This is a genomic window from Ahrensia marina, assembly GCF_001293565.1.
In the GTDB taxonomy this organism is placed as follows: domain Bacteria; phylum Pseudomonadota; class Alphaproteobacteria; order Rhizobiales; family Rhizobiaceae; genus Ahrensia; species Ahrensia marina.
Genome location: NZ_JXMU01000002.1, coordinates 181,626 through 196,428, shown reverse-complemented (window position 1 = coordinate 196,428; position 14,803 = coordinate 181,626). Strand labels below are relative to the sequence as shown.

Genomic DNA, 14,803 nt, shown 5'->3' with positions numbered 1-14,803 from the left:
AGCAACGCCAACAAAGCATCAAGTCTTAAAAACCGGCACTCTTTAACTTGGGAAATACAATCCGGATAAGGCGAAAGGGCAACTGACTGTTCAAGCGTTGCGCGCAAGATTTTCTTGATATTTTTCTAAAGGTACACTGTCCAGATCAGCCAAAACATCCATGAATGACCTGCCTGCCTTCTCAATCGGACCAGAGTTTTCAATGTTATATACGGTCAAATTACCGGCCAGTGGCATGTCCATGCGATCAAGGCGTTTCTTGATTTGCTCGGCATCCTCACGTCCCCTACCCGCCAGACGGCTTGCCAATACAGCTCGATCAACACGAAGATTAATGATGATCATGTTTGGAAATTGCTTCTGCATATCCGCCAGCGCGCGCCTTGAACCGTTCGCGATGGCAACGCCGCCCGCCTTCACATGAGCAAGAACACCGATGGGAATACCATAACTCAAGCCATGCGCCTGCCATGTGACCGCAAATTTGCCCTGCGCTTTTGCGCGGTCAAACTGTTCAATTGTTAGTGTATCATGATCTTCTGTCTGCCCATCCGGCGAGCGCGTAACACTGCGACGTACAAACATGTATTTCTGCTTATCCGTCAGATGCTCGCGCAACCAATTGATCAAGGTGTCCTTGCCTGAACCACTCGGCCCGACAACCACAAAAATCCGTCCCGAAGTATGGCTTAAATCAGACAACACGCTGCCCTTCACGCCAGACAGATTTTACGACAGGAATGCTTCCGGCTTCACGGTGAACACGTGAGAAATCAGCCCGCAAGCCTTTTTCAAGCCGGCCGCGATCTTGAAGGCCTACCTGTCTTGCCGGATTGGCAGATACCATAGCCACCGCTTTTGAAAGCGATATATCTTCGACCTCATCAGCAAGCACGAAAGGCGCATATATCAGGCTGAACGGTACATAGTCGGAAGATAAAATATCCAGCACATTGTTTTTTGCCAGCTCACGCGCCGCTATGTTGCCGCTGTGTGATTTGCCCCGAACGACATTTGGCGCGCCCATTAATACGCCCATATTCGCATTATGAGACGCAGCTGCGGCTTCCATGCTTGTCGGAAACTCTGCAACGGACACGCCAAAGCCTTTGGATTCTTCAACATGATCAACGGTCGCATCATCGTGGCTTGCAATTGCAATATTCCGCTCGCGGCACGCATTGGCTAAAAATTTACGGTGCTTGTCAGAGTAAGTTGCAGATTGCTTCTGGCGACGTTCAACAAACTTGTTGAACTGTTCATCGGTAAGGCCGCGCTTAACTTTGTAGTACAAAGTATATTGCTCCATGGTCTGGAACTGACGCTGTCCGGGCGCATGGTCCATAAGTGAAAGCAGCCCTACGCTTTGATCATCGACAAATTCTTCGTAGTGTTCCAACACGTTGGGCGCCGAAACTTCGCAGCGCAGGTGAATGCGGTGTTCCGCACGTAAGCGCCCTTCGCCTTGCGCATTGGCTATTGCCAGCGACATCGCGCTCATTTCACCATTTTCAAAGCCGCCATCTTCATCCGCCCCTAAACGGAGGCAATCAAAAACGGTTGTAATACCGGAAGCTGCCACTTGAACGTCGTGCGCCTGGATAGCCGCAGTCAAGTTCCAAGTTACGCCGGGGCGCGGTGAATAATGTTGCTCAAGGTGATCGGTATGAAGTTCGACAAGGCCTGGCAATATATAATCGCCACCAATATCCTCGCCGACATTGCCGTTACCTTCAGAAATATCTGTAATTTTGCCGTCCTTGATAACGATGGATCCGTTCACGACCTCATCTTCAAGTACGAGTTTTGCATTCCGGAATATAGTTTCAGTGGTCATTGTCTTCTCATTCATAAAAGAGATGCAACGCGCAGAACCGAAAACGGTCCGCCACGTTCCTGCTCGGCAAAAAGGCCAAGCGTTTCAATTGGTAAAGGTTTGTCAAGGAACGCCTCAAAATGCGTTTTGATGGCTTCTTCGACCCGCGAACTATCAGCATCATCCACTGGGCCTGTCAGCGTTAGATGAAAACGGAATTCATCCATCACATAAGGATAACCCCAACGTTCAAGGTAAGCGCGTTGTTGGCCTGAAAGTTTTGCTGGGTTGCGGCGCTCTATATCAGCTTGGCTAAGCGGCGCGCGCATAGGCTCGAATGTCCGCACGGCTTCACTGCCAAGAGTTTCAAGCTGTCCGTTCGGTGCAGACGGGGTCAGCGCGAAAAAAGGTCCGAGTTTAGAAAGTTGGACATTGGGCAAAGTGAACGCTGAATGATTTTGCGCGAAAGTGTCAAACAGCTCAATAAGGTCATCTTCGCGCACCCCTTTTGCCAAATGAAATGGTGCTTTCAATGTTCCATGAAAACCATATTTACGCGGCGAAACCAGTAAATCATCAAGACCGTGTGTTGTTTCAATCGTCTCACCGGTAAAAGCGTTACGCCCAAGCCAGGTCGCAACGCATTGCGACAGGGGCGCATCTTTCGGCGGGGTATAATAAATTGCATAGCGCATAGTATAATTAGCTTTGCTGCTTTCCTATCAACCGACTGCGGAGCGCATTGGAAACCGCATCGAATGCAAAAACGACGATCAGTATGAGAATCACCATATAGAATACATTTTCCCAGTCCTGATTGGTACGCATCGCTTCCCAAAGTTTCAAACCAATTCCGCCGGCACCGACCGCACCAATAATTGTCGCAGAACGCGTATTTGATTCCCAGAAATAGAGCGCTTGGCTCGCGAAAACAGGAAGAACTTGCGGCACAACACCAAATCTTTGCACTGCCGCAGGTGACGCACCGACCGAACGCACGCCTTCGCGTTGCTTATCATCGATATTTTCCAGTGCTTCCGAATAAAGCTTTCCGAAGGTTCCGGTATCGGTAAAGAATATGGCGCTAATACCGGCCAATGGTCCCGGGCCGAAGGCACGTGTGAAAAACAATGCCCAGATCAGCATATCTACAGAGCGTAGGAAATCAAAAAACCGCTTGAGTATCTGATTGAGAAAACGATTGAGCGTGATGTTTCGCGCAGCGGCAAATGACAACGGAAATGCAATCAATACGGCAAATAAAGTACCGACAAACGCCATAACAATGGTTTGCAGTAGTTTGATATAAACGTCCCCATGCTGCCATTCGGCATTGTTGAGGAAATTATCGACCAGAAGTGAAATGTTGGATCGGTTTTCTGACAAGCGCTGTGAACTGAATACATTCCCGACAACCTCAGTGAAACTTTGGCCCCAATAGGGTGAATTCGTATCAAAGAAGAAATTCTCCCAACCAAAGAAACGGCGCATGATTTTGACTTCTTTTGCGCGAATTTCCGCACGCCCGGCAAAGCCAAAGTTGATGAATATCTTTTCGTTTTCCCGTTTCTGAAGTGCCCATTCAGGCAAACTGTCACGCGGAATTACGGTTTCGTTGATGGGGTCTACGTCTATTGCGAGGCTTTCTTCACCGTTCATCACTGTCACAATGTCCGGCGTCACAATAACTTTTGCTGTATTAGAAAATACAATCTCCGCCTGATTGATGCCTTCACGTGTCACTGTTTGCGGCTCAGCGTTATTATCAGGTGCAGGTGCATTACTGCTGTTTGCTCCGGTGTTCGTCGCGCTAGAGTCCGGCGCCATAAAACTAAGCTCACCGCCGCCTGTTGCTGAACCAGGCGCCATAAATGACCCCGACGTTGATGGTGTAGAAGGTTTTGAAGCCGTCTGCTTCTTTTCTATCAACGTAACAGTGCCGCGTTCAGTTGCGATCCATTCCGGATCAGGCTCTGCGCCAAGCGGTGAAAATCTTGGAAACTCGATCAGGATTTCGCCGGTCCGATAGTCTATGTCCGGTCTGATTTCATAAGAAACCCAATCGGCAAGATAGCTGCCTGCGATGTTCCAGTTTCCTTCGCTGAACACTTTTCCAATCGCGAAAAACCAGCTGACATAAATCATGTACACGGCGACTACAGCAAAGCACAGAACGGTACTGAAGCGTTTTAGGAAAGAGCGCTGAAAAGCATCTGGATAACGTGCTTTGATCGCAGACACGTCTTGCGGTGTAAGCATTTTGGTAGACAGGTTCATAGCGGACGCGTTCATGACTATGCTCCAAATTCAAAAGCTTGGTTGCCAACAATTCGCTTACGCAGATATGCGGACAGTTGATCGACACAGACAATTGTGACGAACAAAATTAGGATAATGGCAAGCGTCTTTGCTTCATGGCCGCGGCTAATAGAAAGCCTTAGCACTTCGCCAATGCCGCCTGCTCCAACGGCTCCCAAAATAGTGGAAGCGCGGACGTTTATTTCCAAGCGAAGCAAGCCATAGCTCAGGAAATTGGGCATGATCTGGGGTACAATACCAAACCACACACGTTCGACCCAATTGCCTCCCGCCGCACGCAAGCCTTCATCCGGCTTCATATCGGCATTCTCGACAACCTCGTAGAACATTTTTCCCAATGCACCGATGGTGTGGATCGACACGGCAATGATTGCCGGAATTGGACCAAGGGAAAAAATAGCCAGAAAAAAGCCGGCAATAACAATCTCAGGAAAAGCGCGCAGTATTTCCAAAAACCGGCGTACGACAAATCGGAGCCAGCGTTCGGTAGTCAAATTGGATGCTGCCAGGAAGCAGAGAATAAAGCCAAAAATAAACCCGATTAAGGTTGAGAGTATCGCTATGTTGAGCGTCTCGATCATCTTGTAAAAATATTCGGGGATATAAAGGCTTTCCGTAATGTATACCCGCCCTTCAGGGTAATTGAACTTCAATGATCCATCGAAGTAGGGGCTTGATAAATCGAACAGAGCGCGACCGATTTCCCAACCATCGCGCGGGATTAAATCGCCGACAAAGTCAAAGAAATGCGGCAAGCGATCCAGAAATTTTCCGGAGTTTGTCTCATTGGCAAACCAAAGCGAAAAAAACAGTACAATAAAAAGCGCACCTAATCCAAGGATAGTGTAAAGGCGTTTTTGCCCGCGCAATTGTTTGAAATGCCCGTCGACGTCGTAATTGCCGTCGGCATCAATATGCAAAGCGGGATTGTTTGATTGGGTAGCCAACATTTTCTTCTCACGAAAAATTGCACCACGCCCAAGAAATCTCAAAGGAGGCGTGGTGCTTAAATCGGTATAAAATTATGAACCGATTTTTGCTTTACGGGCTGCTACGATTGTTTCGTAGAAAGAATGGTCAACTTCTGTGAAGCCTTTGAAGTCGCCGCCCTGGATGGCTGCGAAGCAATCAGGATTTGCTTCCGGAAGCGCCTTCATAAACTCAACGAACTTGCCGCGAATGTCTTGATCCAATTTGTTTGAAACAACGACCGGACCATTCGGGATAAGCGGCGAACGCCAGATTTCGTTTACATCAGCCATGTCCAAAAGGCCTTTATCGACCATTTTGCGAATGTTGCCAGACGTATAACCGTCTTCATATTCGCCAACGCCAGATGACCATGTTACCTGACCGTCAAAGTTGCCTTTAAGCATTTCAAGAACGCCGTTTTCATGGCCGCCGCCAAAACCGGTTTCAGAAAAATACTCGTTGATTGGCATGCCAAGCTGCGCAGGCAATGCAACTGAAGGAACGAGATAACCGGATGTTGAATCAGGGTCGGCAAAGCCAAGCTTTTTGCCCTTCATATCTTCAATGCTTTCAATGCCTGAATCTTTACGTGCAAGCATGATTGAATAATAACCAGTTGCGCCATCTGTCTGAACAGTTGTCAAAACAGGGTCAACAGCTTCGGCGTCTGTAAGATACACTTTTGCGTATCCGGAAGCGCCTAGCTCGGCATAGTCCAGCGTACCGCCAAGCAGACCCTGAATAACACCATCGTAGTCAGCAGCAGGGAAAAGCTTAACTTCTTTAACGCCGATAGCTTCCGGCAGTTCGTCGACCATGCACTGGAAATTACGCAGGCGGTCAGCTTCGTTTTCGCCGCCAAGGATACCGATGCGGAAAACATCTTGGGCTTGAGCAGAAAGAGTCGTAGCGAAAATTGTGGCAACAGCAGCCGTTGCCAAAAGTGCTTTCTTGAGCATTTTCAGTCTCCATAAAAGGTATGCCCTTTTAATAATTAAGTGAAAAGCTGCGACACTGGGCAAACGCAACGCAGCAATTTGGAAATCAGGTCACGCGTAAACAGGATTTTGTTCAGCAGCAGGACGCGCAACCGGCGGCCTTTCGCTACCGGAAGACTTAGAACGTGAACCATTTAAACTTGTTGAGGTTACAGCCTCTGAAAAGGCATCTTCCAGATTGTCAGCACCGTAAATTTTACGCGCCGCATCCTCTGTCAGATCGTCAGGACCACCATCGAAAACAACGCGGCCTGCCTGCATACCAATGATGCGCTCACAAAAGCTGCGGGCAGTATCAAGTGTATGAAGATTGGTGATAACGGTAATACCGTCAGACTGGTTGATATCCTTTAGCGACTGCATCACGATCTGGGCATTGCGCGGATCCAGCGAAGCAATCGGTTCATCGGCAAGGATTACTTTGGGCTGCTGCATTAATGCGCGCGCGATCGCAACACGCTGTTGCTGGCCACCTGATAATGTGCCCGCACGCTGCAAGGCAACCTTTTCAATGCCCAACCGCTCCAAAGCAGCAATGGCCATTGCACGCTCTTCATCGGAAAAAATATTAAGAAGGCTCGCAACCGTTGAACGGTGGTTAAGCCGGCCGAGCATAACATTGGTCAACACATCAATACGCGGAACCAAATTGAACTGCTGGAAAATCATGGCGCAATCACGCTGCCAGTTGCGCAACTGCTGCCCTTTAAGCGCGGAAGTTCTGACACCACCGAAATTGATCTCGCCTTCGGATGTATCAATGAGCCGGTTTATCATGCGTAACAGCGTCGATTTACCTGCACCGGATGCGCCAATCACCCCAACCATCTGACCTTCAGGGATTGCAAAATCCACATTATCGACAGCCGTATTTGGGCCAAACCGGCGTGTTACATTTTTGAGTTCGAGCATATTGGCATTCCTTGCCGTTCATCTACAATTTCATGTGACTGGCATATGGCCCCTGTATGAACACAGCATGTCAGTTTTTTGTAAGTTTTGTGACGTTCCACAATTCTAATTTACGCAATTATTTCTGATACTTATGAACGAAATCCAGCGCCGATAATGTGCGAAAATCACCCAAAGCTTCATGAAGGGTGTCATGTGGCCAGTCCCACCAGGCAAGAGCGTTCATTTTATCGCCAAGTCCAGCTTCGAAACGTTCCCGAATGAGTTTTGCAGGGACACCGCCGACAATCGAAAAAGGCGCAACATCCTTGCTTACGACAGCTCCTGAACCGATAACTGCTCCATTGCCGACAGTGACGCCGGGCAAGATTGTCGCCCCGTGTCCTATCCAAACATCGTGACCAATATGGATGCGATTATCGCGGCGCCATTTGAAGAAATCTGTATCATTCTCGGCGCCATCGAAATAATCACCGGCACGATAAGTAAAGTGGTGTTGGGTGGCGCGCCACGTGGGGTGATTGGTTGCATTGATGCGAACATGGCTTGCTATATTTGCAAACTTCCCAATTGTTGCGCACCAAGCTTCGGTCTGCCGGATCAGGTAGGAATAATCACCGATTTCGCACTCAGAAACAATGCAGCCTTCATCCACCTCGGTATAGCGTCCCAATGATGTATCAGTTACCCGTGCGGTCGGATGAATAAGCGGTTCTTCGGATAGTTTTTTTGCCATGATCACGCAGCTTTCGAACCGGCAAAAGTTGTTACATCTATTATGCGGTCAGCTACTTTTGTGCGCACATCCTCATCATGAAATATGCCAAGCAACGCGACGCCTGCGGCTTTTTTCTGCGTGATTAAATCCACCACCACAGCACGGTTTTTTGCGTCGAGGGATGCTGTCGGCTCATCCAAAAGCAGGATGGGGTGATCGGTGATAAAACCGCGCGCAATATTGACGCGCTGCTGCTCACCGCCTGAAAATGTTGCAGGCGGCAAGTTCCACAAGCGTTCAGGCAGGTTCAATTGCGCAAATAAATCCGCAGCTTTTTTACGTGCAACTTCATAATCTTCACCGCGCTGGGTCAACGGTTCCGCAGCAACATCAAGCGCAGACACGCGCGGTACCGTGCGCAAGAACTGGCTGACATAACCAATGGTATCGCGGCGCAATTCTATAATTTTGCGTGGTTCAGCCTTCGACAAGTCAACTTCTTCACCATTATGGCTAAGCAAAATTGCTCCGAAGTCGGTCGAATAATTGCCGTAAAGCATTTTCAAAATCGAGCTTTTACCTGCCCCTGACGGGCCTCCCAAAACGGCACATTCTCCAGCCTTGATTGCGAAGTTAACACCACTGACAACGGGAATTTTAATCCCGTCACGCAGATGCATGGTAAAAGTCTTTGATACGTCACAAACGGTTATAGCTGCGGTCATCATCAGAGGCCTGTAATTAAACTTGTAATATGGAAGATACGAGTAGCTGCGTGTAAGGCTGGTGCGGGTCATCGAGCACACGGTCAGTGAGTCCACTTTCGATGACGTGACCGTCCTTCATTACAATCATCCGGTGAGACAGAAGACGCGCAACCGCCAGATCATGCGTTACAACAATAGCGGCAAGACCAAGATCGCTCACAAGGCCGCGTATCAAATCCAGCAAGCGTGCCTGAACAGAAACATCGAGACCGCCAGTCGGCTCATCCATGAAAATCAAACGCGGACCAGTGACAAGATTACGCGCGATTTGCAGTCTCTGCCGCATACCGCCGGAAAACGCACGAGGCTGATCATCGACACGGTCTTCATTGATTTCAACGCGGCCAAGCCAGTCAATTGCTGTCTCGCGAATATTGCCATAATGCCGGTCACCAACAGCCATCAAACGCTCGCCAACATTGGCACCTGCCGACACGGCCATACGCAAACCATCGGCAGGATTTTGATGTACAAATCCCCAATCCGTCCGCATCAAAAAGCGCCGCTCCGCTTCACTCATTTGATAAAGGTCGCGTGTGGTTTCATCGCGCATGCGATAAGTAACAGAACCATTTGTTGGCTCTAGACGCGTTGAAATACAGTTCAGAAGTGTTGTCTTGCCCGATCCGCTTTCGCCGACAACCGCCAACACTTCACCGGGGTAAAGGTCAAAGGAAACATCGCGGCAGCCAACCCGTGATCCATAAAATTTGGAAACGTCATTGACAGATAAAAGAGGTTGGTCGCTCATTGTGCTGCCTCCATTCCGGAAAGCTCGCCCCGATGACCGGCAGCCTGCCTGCTTTCACAATTATCAGTATCTGAACAAACAAACATTCTTTTTCCACGGTCATCGAGGATGACCTCATCCAGATAAACAGCTTCAGCACCACAAATCGCGCACGGTTTATCGAATTTTTGAACCTCGAACGGATGGTCATCAAAATCGAGGCTGACAACATCTGTGAAAGGCGGAATTGCATAAATGCGTTTTTCACGGCCTGCACCGAAAAGCTGCAACGCTTCGGACATGTGCATTTTGGGGTTATCAAATTTGGGTGTTGGAGAAGGGTCCATTACATAACGACCTTCGACTTTTACCGGGTAGGCATAGGTCGTGGCGATATGGCCATGTGTGGCAATATCCTCATAAAGCTTCACATGCATAAGACCGTACTCTTCAAGAGCGTGCATTTTACGTGTTTCCGTTTCACGCGGTTCCAGAAACCTAAGTGGCTCTGGTATTGGCACCTGATAGACCAGCGTTTGCCCTTCGCGTAACTGTTCTTCCGGAATACGGTGCCGCGTTTGGATGATCGTCGCTTCGCCCGTATGGGTGGTTGTTTGCACGCGTGCCACTTTGGCAAAGAAGGCTCTGATCGACACAGCGTTGGTCGTATCATCAGCGCCTTGGTCGATGACCTTCAGGACATCATCAGGCCCGATAATTGAAGCGGTGACCTGAACGCCGCCCGTACCCCAGCCATATGGCATCGGCATTTCCCGGCTTGAGAACGGAACTTGATAGCCGGGAATTGCGATCGCTTTCAGTATCGCGCGGCGGATCATCCGTTTGGTTTGTTCGTCCAAATAAGCGAAATTGTAATCAGCTTGAATGTTCATTCTGCCGCCTCCTTGATCATTTCGGAAACAGCATCATTGCGTTCAGCATATTCACGGCGCATCTGCCGCACGATGCCAAGTTCAGCTTGGAAATCCACATAATGAGGCAGTTTCAAATGTTCCACGAAACCTGTCGCCTGCACATTGTCCGCATGTGCAATCACAAATTCTTCATCCTGTGCGGGGGCAACAATATCTTCACCCAGCTCGCGTGCGCGCAGGGCACGGTCACACAATGACATCGCCATTGCCTTGCGCTCCAACTGTCCGAACACCAAGCCATAACCGCGGGTAAATTGCGGCGGCACTTTTGCCGATCCCTGGAACTGGTTGACCATTTGGCATTCAGTCACCTGAACACGTCCAACCGGCACAGAAAAACCCAACTCCGGCACTTCGATTTCAACGTCGACTTCACCGATACGGATTTCACCAACAAAAGGGTGCGAACGGGCATAGCCGCGCTGTGTCGAATAAGCCAGAGACAAAAGAAAGCCTTCATCGCCGCGCGATAATGACTGCAAGCGCTCATCGCGGTTCATCGGGAACTCGGTCGGCGTGCGCGTAATATCGCCCGGGACTTCCGCGCCGTGGCCATTTTTGCCGTCGCCTTCAATCAGGCCCTCATTTGCGAGAATATAGGACACACGTTGCGTATGACCTGCATCCGGCTCGCGCGTTTCAGGTTCACCGGCAGCTTCGTCCTCAACCAGCTCCGGGTCAAGTAAGCGATGTGTATAATCGAATGTCGGCCCGAGCATTTGACCACCGGGCAAATCCTTATATGTCGCCGAAATGCGGCGCTCGATCTTCATTTCGCCTGTATCGACGGGCAGTGAATAGCCAAATCGTGGCAAGGTCGTGCGATAGGCGCGCAGCAAAAACACAGCTTCAATAATATCGCCGCGCGCCTGTTTTATTGAAAGCGCAGCAAGGTCGCGATCATATAATGAGCCTTCTGCCATGACACGGTCCACAGCAAGCGATAATTGCTCCTTGATCTGCGACAAAGTCAGTGCTGCTACATCGCGATCACCGCGACGACGATCGGCGAGTAATTTATGGGCATTATTGATTGCGGTTTCGCCGCCTTTAACAGCCACATACATCAGATAGCTCCCTGTGAAATTTTTGTGGTGCGCGGTAAACAGGCAAGCGATGTTTCGCTCACCAAAATGACATCAACGCCACATGGAAAACGTGCATTGTTCTGCCGCCATTGATCAAGAAACTCTTCAGGCAAACCTTGAATATCAAGCGCACATGTATCTTTGATACCCGGCCCGGAAAGGCTCAAACCGCGCCCGGCTTCCAGTTTCTCAACTTGAATAATCAGCGTGGTTGAACGATCAGGATATTCCTGCGAGCCTTGCGCAAAATCTGCGAGCTCCAAAGACATGTTTTTGTCGGTCAAGACTGCAAACATAGCTTCCGATTTTTGCTGTTTTTGCGGCGCTGCCGTGTGAAACGTGATCCACTCTTTCAGTGCTTCATTTTGCGCAGCGACTTCATCCAGCCAAAGCACTGTGTCAGCATCGCACAACGCTGTGATTATTGCTGCAGTGGTATTTGAGAAAGGCTGCGGAGCGGTTGTCAGTTCCGGCAGGTCTGCAATCGTTCCCGGACGTGCCATCGCGTTCATAATGGCGTTAAAAACTTTTTGAGCGTCAAAGACCGGCTCGCGAAAGCCGCCTTCTAACGCATTGTCTTCTATTGTTGCTTGAAGTTCCTGCATTAATCTTCTCCGCGGACCATCGTAAAGAAATCAACTTTCGTCGCTGCTGTTTCAGCAGCGCGCCGCTCATCACGGGATTCAATTTGGTTCCGGAGTGGCGTGATGATGTTGTCCTCAATACGCGCCGACCAATCGTCATCCAGGCAAAGTGCATCGATAATGGCTGAGAGCTTTGCCTTTGTGTGATCACGGCCGAGTGCATAGGCATGGCCGATAGAGCCGGATGCCAATTTGACGGTCGCCCGCGTAACTGTGGCTTCACCAAAGTTGAAAGCATCCCCTCCACCACCGATGCGCCCGCGCAGACCGACAATTCCTGTTTGCGGTGCGCGCGGCATGGTGAACTCCGGATCAACGCCCAAAGTCTTCCAGCACTTCACCAATTCTGAAGTGTCCGACATTGCTAAAACTGCCAGTCGATTGCGCCGGATGGATTGTAAATCACCCATAAACTGCCTCATAAAATTTGTCTATTGATCTAGACAACTAAACATGTGATATCTGGCTTAATGGGTCAACATGACGGGCGTATGACACATCGGTGAAATGAGAAGAAAAGAGTAAGGCGACGCTTATGATTTCGAAAACACTGGAACGCCGTTCGGGAATTGCAATATGGCGACAGATCGCTGATGAGCTGCGCAATGAAATTGCAACCAATGTATCGGTTCAAAACAACCGCTTGCCTTCGGAAACAACGCTGGCAAAGCGATTTGAAGTCAATCGCCATACGGTCAGAGCCGCACTGAACGCCCTGGCAAAGGAAGGGATCGTTGAAAGCAGGCAGGGCCAAGGCACATTTGTTCGCGCACGCAAACGCATCAGTTACCCTATTGGAAAGCGAACACGATTTTCAGATGGTATTGGCAATCAAGTACAAACGACACGCGGAAGATTGCTCAATCTTTCCATTGATCAAGCCACACCTGAAATAGCTTCAGCGCTTTACATTACGCCGAGTTCAAAAGTAATTTGTCTGAAAACGCTGAGCGATGCCGACGACATGCCGCTTTCGCGTTCAACCTCTTGGTTTTGTGCCAAGCGCTTTCCTGACATTGGCACCGCATACCAAACAACGGGATCGATCACAAAAGCGCTAACCCAATGTGGAATTGCGGATTATCTGCGCCAATCGACTGAAATTGAGGCGCATCATGCCACGATGGCAGATACAGAATATTTACAGCTTTCTCCCGGTGCTATCGTTCTGGTTACTCAAGCAATCAACTCGGATATGGAAGGCAATCCCATTCAGTTTTCAACCACACGCTTTGCAGCCGACCGTGTTTCTCTAGCGATTATCAACGCCTGACAACTGTCACGCAATTGTCATTTCAAATACCTATGCGGTGCAAAAGAAGGATATAAAGATGCTGCAAGTTCACGCCCAAAACACATCAGAAATAAAAGCCGTCATTTTTGACTGGGCCGGTACAATGATTGATTTCGGGTCTTTTGCTCCGATGGGCGTATTTATTGAAGCCTTTGCAGAATTTGGCATCACGACCATGATTGAAGAAGCACGCTCGTCAATGGGAATGCCAAAATGGCACCATATCAAGGCGATGATAGAAATGCCTAGTATCAATGAGGCATGGCGAAAGAAATACGGCACTGCGCCTAGTGATAAAGATGTCGACAAAATCTACGAAGTGTTTGTGCCGATGAACGAAAAAGTCGTCGCGCAATATGCAACACTCGTGCCCGGTGCGACCGATATGCTCGACTACTTGAAAGAGAAAAATATCAAAGTCGGTTCAACGACCGGTTATACGCGGTCAATCATGGAAAATGTTTTGCCTATCGCGGCAGAGCAAGGCTATTCACCTGAAAATCTTGTTTGCTCCGATGATTTGAAAGAGGGGCGTCCGGGCCCACTTGGCATATACAAGTGCATGGTTGATCTGGCGGTTTATCCAGCAGAAACAATTATCAAGGTTGATGATACCGAACCGGGTATCGCGGAAGGTGTATCTGCCGGATGCATAACAGTTGGGGTAAGCCTTTCCGGCAATTATGCTGGAAAAACACCGGCCGAACTTGATGCATTGGCACCGGAGGAAGTCGCGGCGTTGCGCGAAAAAGCAACAGCCAAACTTTTAAATGCCGGCGCGGATTATGTTATAGATACTGTTGCTGATCTACCGGCCCTCTTGGACACTATTGCCAGAAAGACTGATGCCTCTGTTACGATTGATGAACGCTAAGCGATCATTCCTTAACAACGGTGCAAGAGTATTCGGTGCCGTCGGGATCCGGTTCCCGATACTGCGCTTCATCGCCCTTTATCCAGATAAATCGCCCGAAATCGGCATCATATCGCGACCCTGATGCCGTGCGGGAAATATATCCCACACTTATACTGTCGCCCCGCTCAATGCGAACGCTTGGAAGTTCAGTATCAAAGAAAAATGTAACCAGTTCATTGGCTGGCGTATCACCACATTGCCAAGTGGCAACGGCAGTTGCATCTTCCAATAAATATCGAGCCACCAGCTCCGCGTGGCGTTGCCGATAGCTTAAACGAACGCAGCTCTCCAGATCATCCGACTTCCAACATTCATCGCGTCCGCCAATCCAGCCCCGCTGATAGGCGCGCAGTTCTTTTTCAGCCTCTTGTGCACCGGCATCAAGTTTTCGGACAACCTCAAGCGCTTCTTTAAAACGCGTACCCACCTGACGGTCGAGCTGTGCAAGCTTAGGGTTGGAGCACACCAGCTCTTCTGCGGAACTTTGGGCATTATCGCAATTAAATGAAGGCGCTTGCTGCGCTGCCGCTGTTCCAGCACAAAATATACTGCCCAGAAGAAGTAAGTATTTCATCGACATGTGCATGCTCCATACTAATTCCAATTTACAAAGCGTATGAAATTTGAGCCATGTTTTCCAGCTTTTATACTGAACGGGAAAGTTTGCGACACTAACAAATTTGGAAATAAGAAC

At 49.3% G+C, this 14,803-nt stretch carries 17 protein-coding genes; 2 read left to right on the top strand and 15 right to left on the bottom strand.

Annotated features, from left to right (window positions below):
* Positions 1-90 precede the first annotated feature (90 nt).
* From phnN to phnG, 14 genes are all read right to left on the bottom strand, one after another.
* Entirely contained in the window at positions 91-702 is a 612-nt protein-coding gene (phnN, locus tag SU32_RS02430) for a phosphonate metabolism protein/1,5-bisphosphokinase (PRPP-forming) PhnN (protein WP_160316281.1), read from the bottom strand.
* Positions 695-1,837 carry an alpha-D-ribose 1-methylphosphonate 5-triphosphate diphosphatase gene (locus SU32_RS02425; protein ID WP_053997828.1) on the bottom strand — a complete coding sequence of 381 codons (1,143 nt, stop codon included), beginning with the start codon at positions 1,835-1,837 and terminating at the stop codon, positions 695-697. Before SU32_RS02425 ends, phnN begins: the two co-directional genes overlap by 8 nt.
* 11 nt (positions 1,838-1,848) lie before the next feature.
* Positions 1,849-2,511 (bottom strand): DUF1045 domain-containing protein, encoded by a 663-nt coding sequence (locus SU32_RS02420; RefSeq protein WP_053997730.1) that lies wholly within the window; start codon positions 2,509-2,511, stop codon positions 1,849-1,851.
* Between the two features lie 7 nt (positions 2,512-2,518).
* Positions 2,519-4,108, bottom strand: coding sequence for a phosphonate ABC transporter, permease protein PhnE (gene phnE / locus SU32_RS02415; RefSeq protein ID WP_082376336.1), 1,590 nt, complete (start codon positions 4,106-4,108; stop codon positions 2,519-2,521).
* Between the two features lie 2 nt (positions 4,109-4,110).
* Positions 4,111-5,085 carry a phosphonate ABC transporter, permease protein PhnE gene (gene phnE, locus SU32_RS02410; RefSeq protein ID WP_053997729.1) on the bottom strand — a complete coding sequence of 325 codons (975 nt, stop codon included), beginning with the start codon at positions 5,083-5,085 and terminating at the stop codon, positions 4,111-4,113.
* A 72-nt stretch (positions 5,086-5,157) separates the two neighbouring features.
* The gene (gene phnD / locus SU32_RS02405) at positions 5,158-6,066 is read right to left on the bottom strand and encodes a phosphonate ABC transporter substrate-binding protein (protein WP_053997728.1); all 909 of its coding nucleotides are present in this window, start codon (positions 6,064-6,066) and stop codon (positions 5,158-5,160) included.
* A 90-nt stretch (positions 6,067-6,156) separates the two neighbouring features.
* Positions 6,157-7,017, bottom strand: a complete 861-nt coding sequence (phnC, locus tag SU32_RS02400; protein ID WP_053997727.1) for a phosphonate ABC transporter ATP-binding protein — start codon at positions 7,015-7,017, stop codon at positions 6,157-6,159.
* 118 nt (positions 7,018-7,135) lie between these two features.
* The gene (locus SU32_RS02395) at positions 7,136-7,753 is read right to left on the bottom strand and encodes a DapH/DapD/GlmU-related protein (protein ID WP_053997726.1); all 618 of its coding nucleotides are present in this window, start codon (positions 7,751-7,753) and stop codon (positions 7,136-7,138) included.
* Between the two features lie 2 nt (positions 7,754-7,755).
* A complete protein-coding gene (phnL, locus tag SU32_RS02390; RefSeq protein ID WP_053997826.1) occupies positions 7,756-8,460 on the bottom strand; it encodes a phosphonate C-P lyase system protein PhnL in 705 nt (234 codons plus the stop codon).
* Positions 8,461-8,476: 16 nt separating this feature from the next.
* Entirely contained in the window at positions 8,477-9,253 is a 777-nt protein-coding gene (gene phnK / locus SU32_RS02385) for a phosphonate C-P lyase system protein PhnK (RefSeq protein WP_053997725.1), read from the bottom strand.
* A complete protein-coding gene (locus SU32_RS02380) occupies positions 9,250-10,125 on the bottom strand; it encodes an alpha-D-ribose 1-methylphosphonate 5-phosphate C-P-lyase PhnJ (RefSeq protein WP_053997724.1) in 876 nt (291 codons plus the stop codon). The genes phnK and SU32_RS02380 overlap by 4 nt, the downstream gene beginning before the upstream one ends.
* Positions 10,122-11,234: a carbon-phosphorus lyase complex subunit gene (locus SU32_RS02375; protein ID WP_053997723.1), complete on the bottom strand. Its 1,113-nt coding sequence runs from the start codon at positions 11,232-11,234 to the stop codon at positions 10,122-10,124. Before SU32_RS02375 ends, SU32_RS02380 begins: the two co-directional genes overlap by 4 nt.
* A complete protein-coding gene (phnH, locus tag SU32_RS02370) occupies positions 11,234-11,860 on the bottom strand; it encodes a phosphonate C-P lyase system protein PhnH (RefSeq protein ID WP_053997722.1) in 627 nt (208 codons plus the stop codon). Before phnH ends, SU32_RS02375 begins: the two co-directional genes overlap by 1 nt.
* Entirely contained in the window at positions 11,860-12,309 is a 450-nt protein-coding gene (gene phnG, locus SU32_RS02365; protein WP_144421008.1) for a phosphonate C-P lyase system protein PhnG, read from the bottom strand. Before phnG ends, phnH begins: the two co-directional genes overlap by 1 nt.
* A 125-nt stretch (positions 12,310-12,434) precedes the next feature.
* On the opposite strand from phnG, the gene phnF reads away from it, so the two are divergent.
* Both phnF and phnX read left to right on the top strand, forming a co-directional pair.
* Positions 12,435-13,172, top strand: a complete 738-nt coding sequence (phnF, locus tag SU32_RS02360; RefSeq protein WP_053997720.1) for a phosphonate metabolism transcriptional regulator PhnF — start codon at positions 12,435-12,437, stop codon at positions 13,170-13,172.
* A gap of 58 nt (positions 13,173-13,230) precedes the next feature.
* Entirely contained in the window at positions 13,231-14,067 is an 837-nt protein-coding gene (gene phnX / locus SU32_RS02355; RefSeq protein ID WP_053997719.1) for a phosphonoacetaldehyde hydrolase, read from the top strand.
* Positions 14,068-14,071: 4 nt separating this feature from the next.
* Here the strand turns inward: phnX and SU32_RS02350 are convergent, their stop codons facing one another.
* Positions 14,072-14,689, bottom strand: a complete 618-nt coding sequence (locus SU32_RS02350) for an MliC family protein (RefSeq protein WP_053997718.1) — start codon at positions 14,687-14,689, stop codon at positions 14,072-14,074.
* Positions 14,690-14,803: the final 114 nt, after the last annotated feature.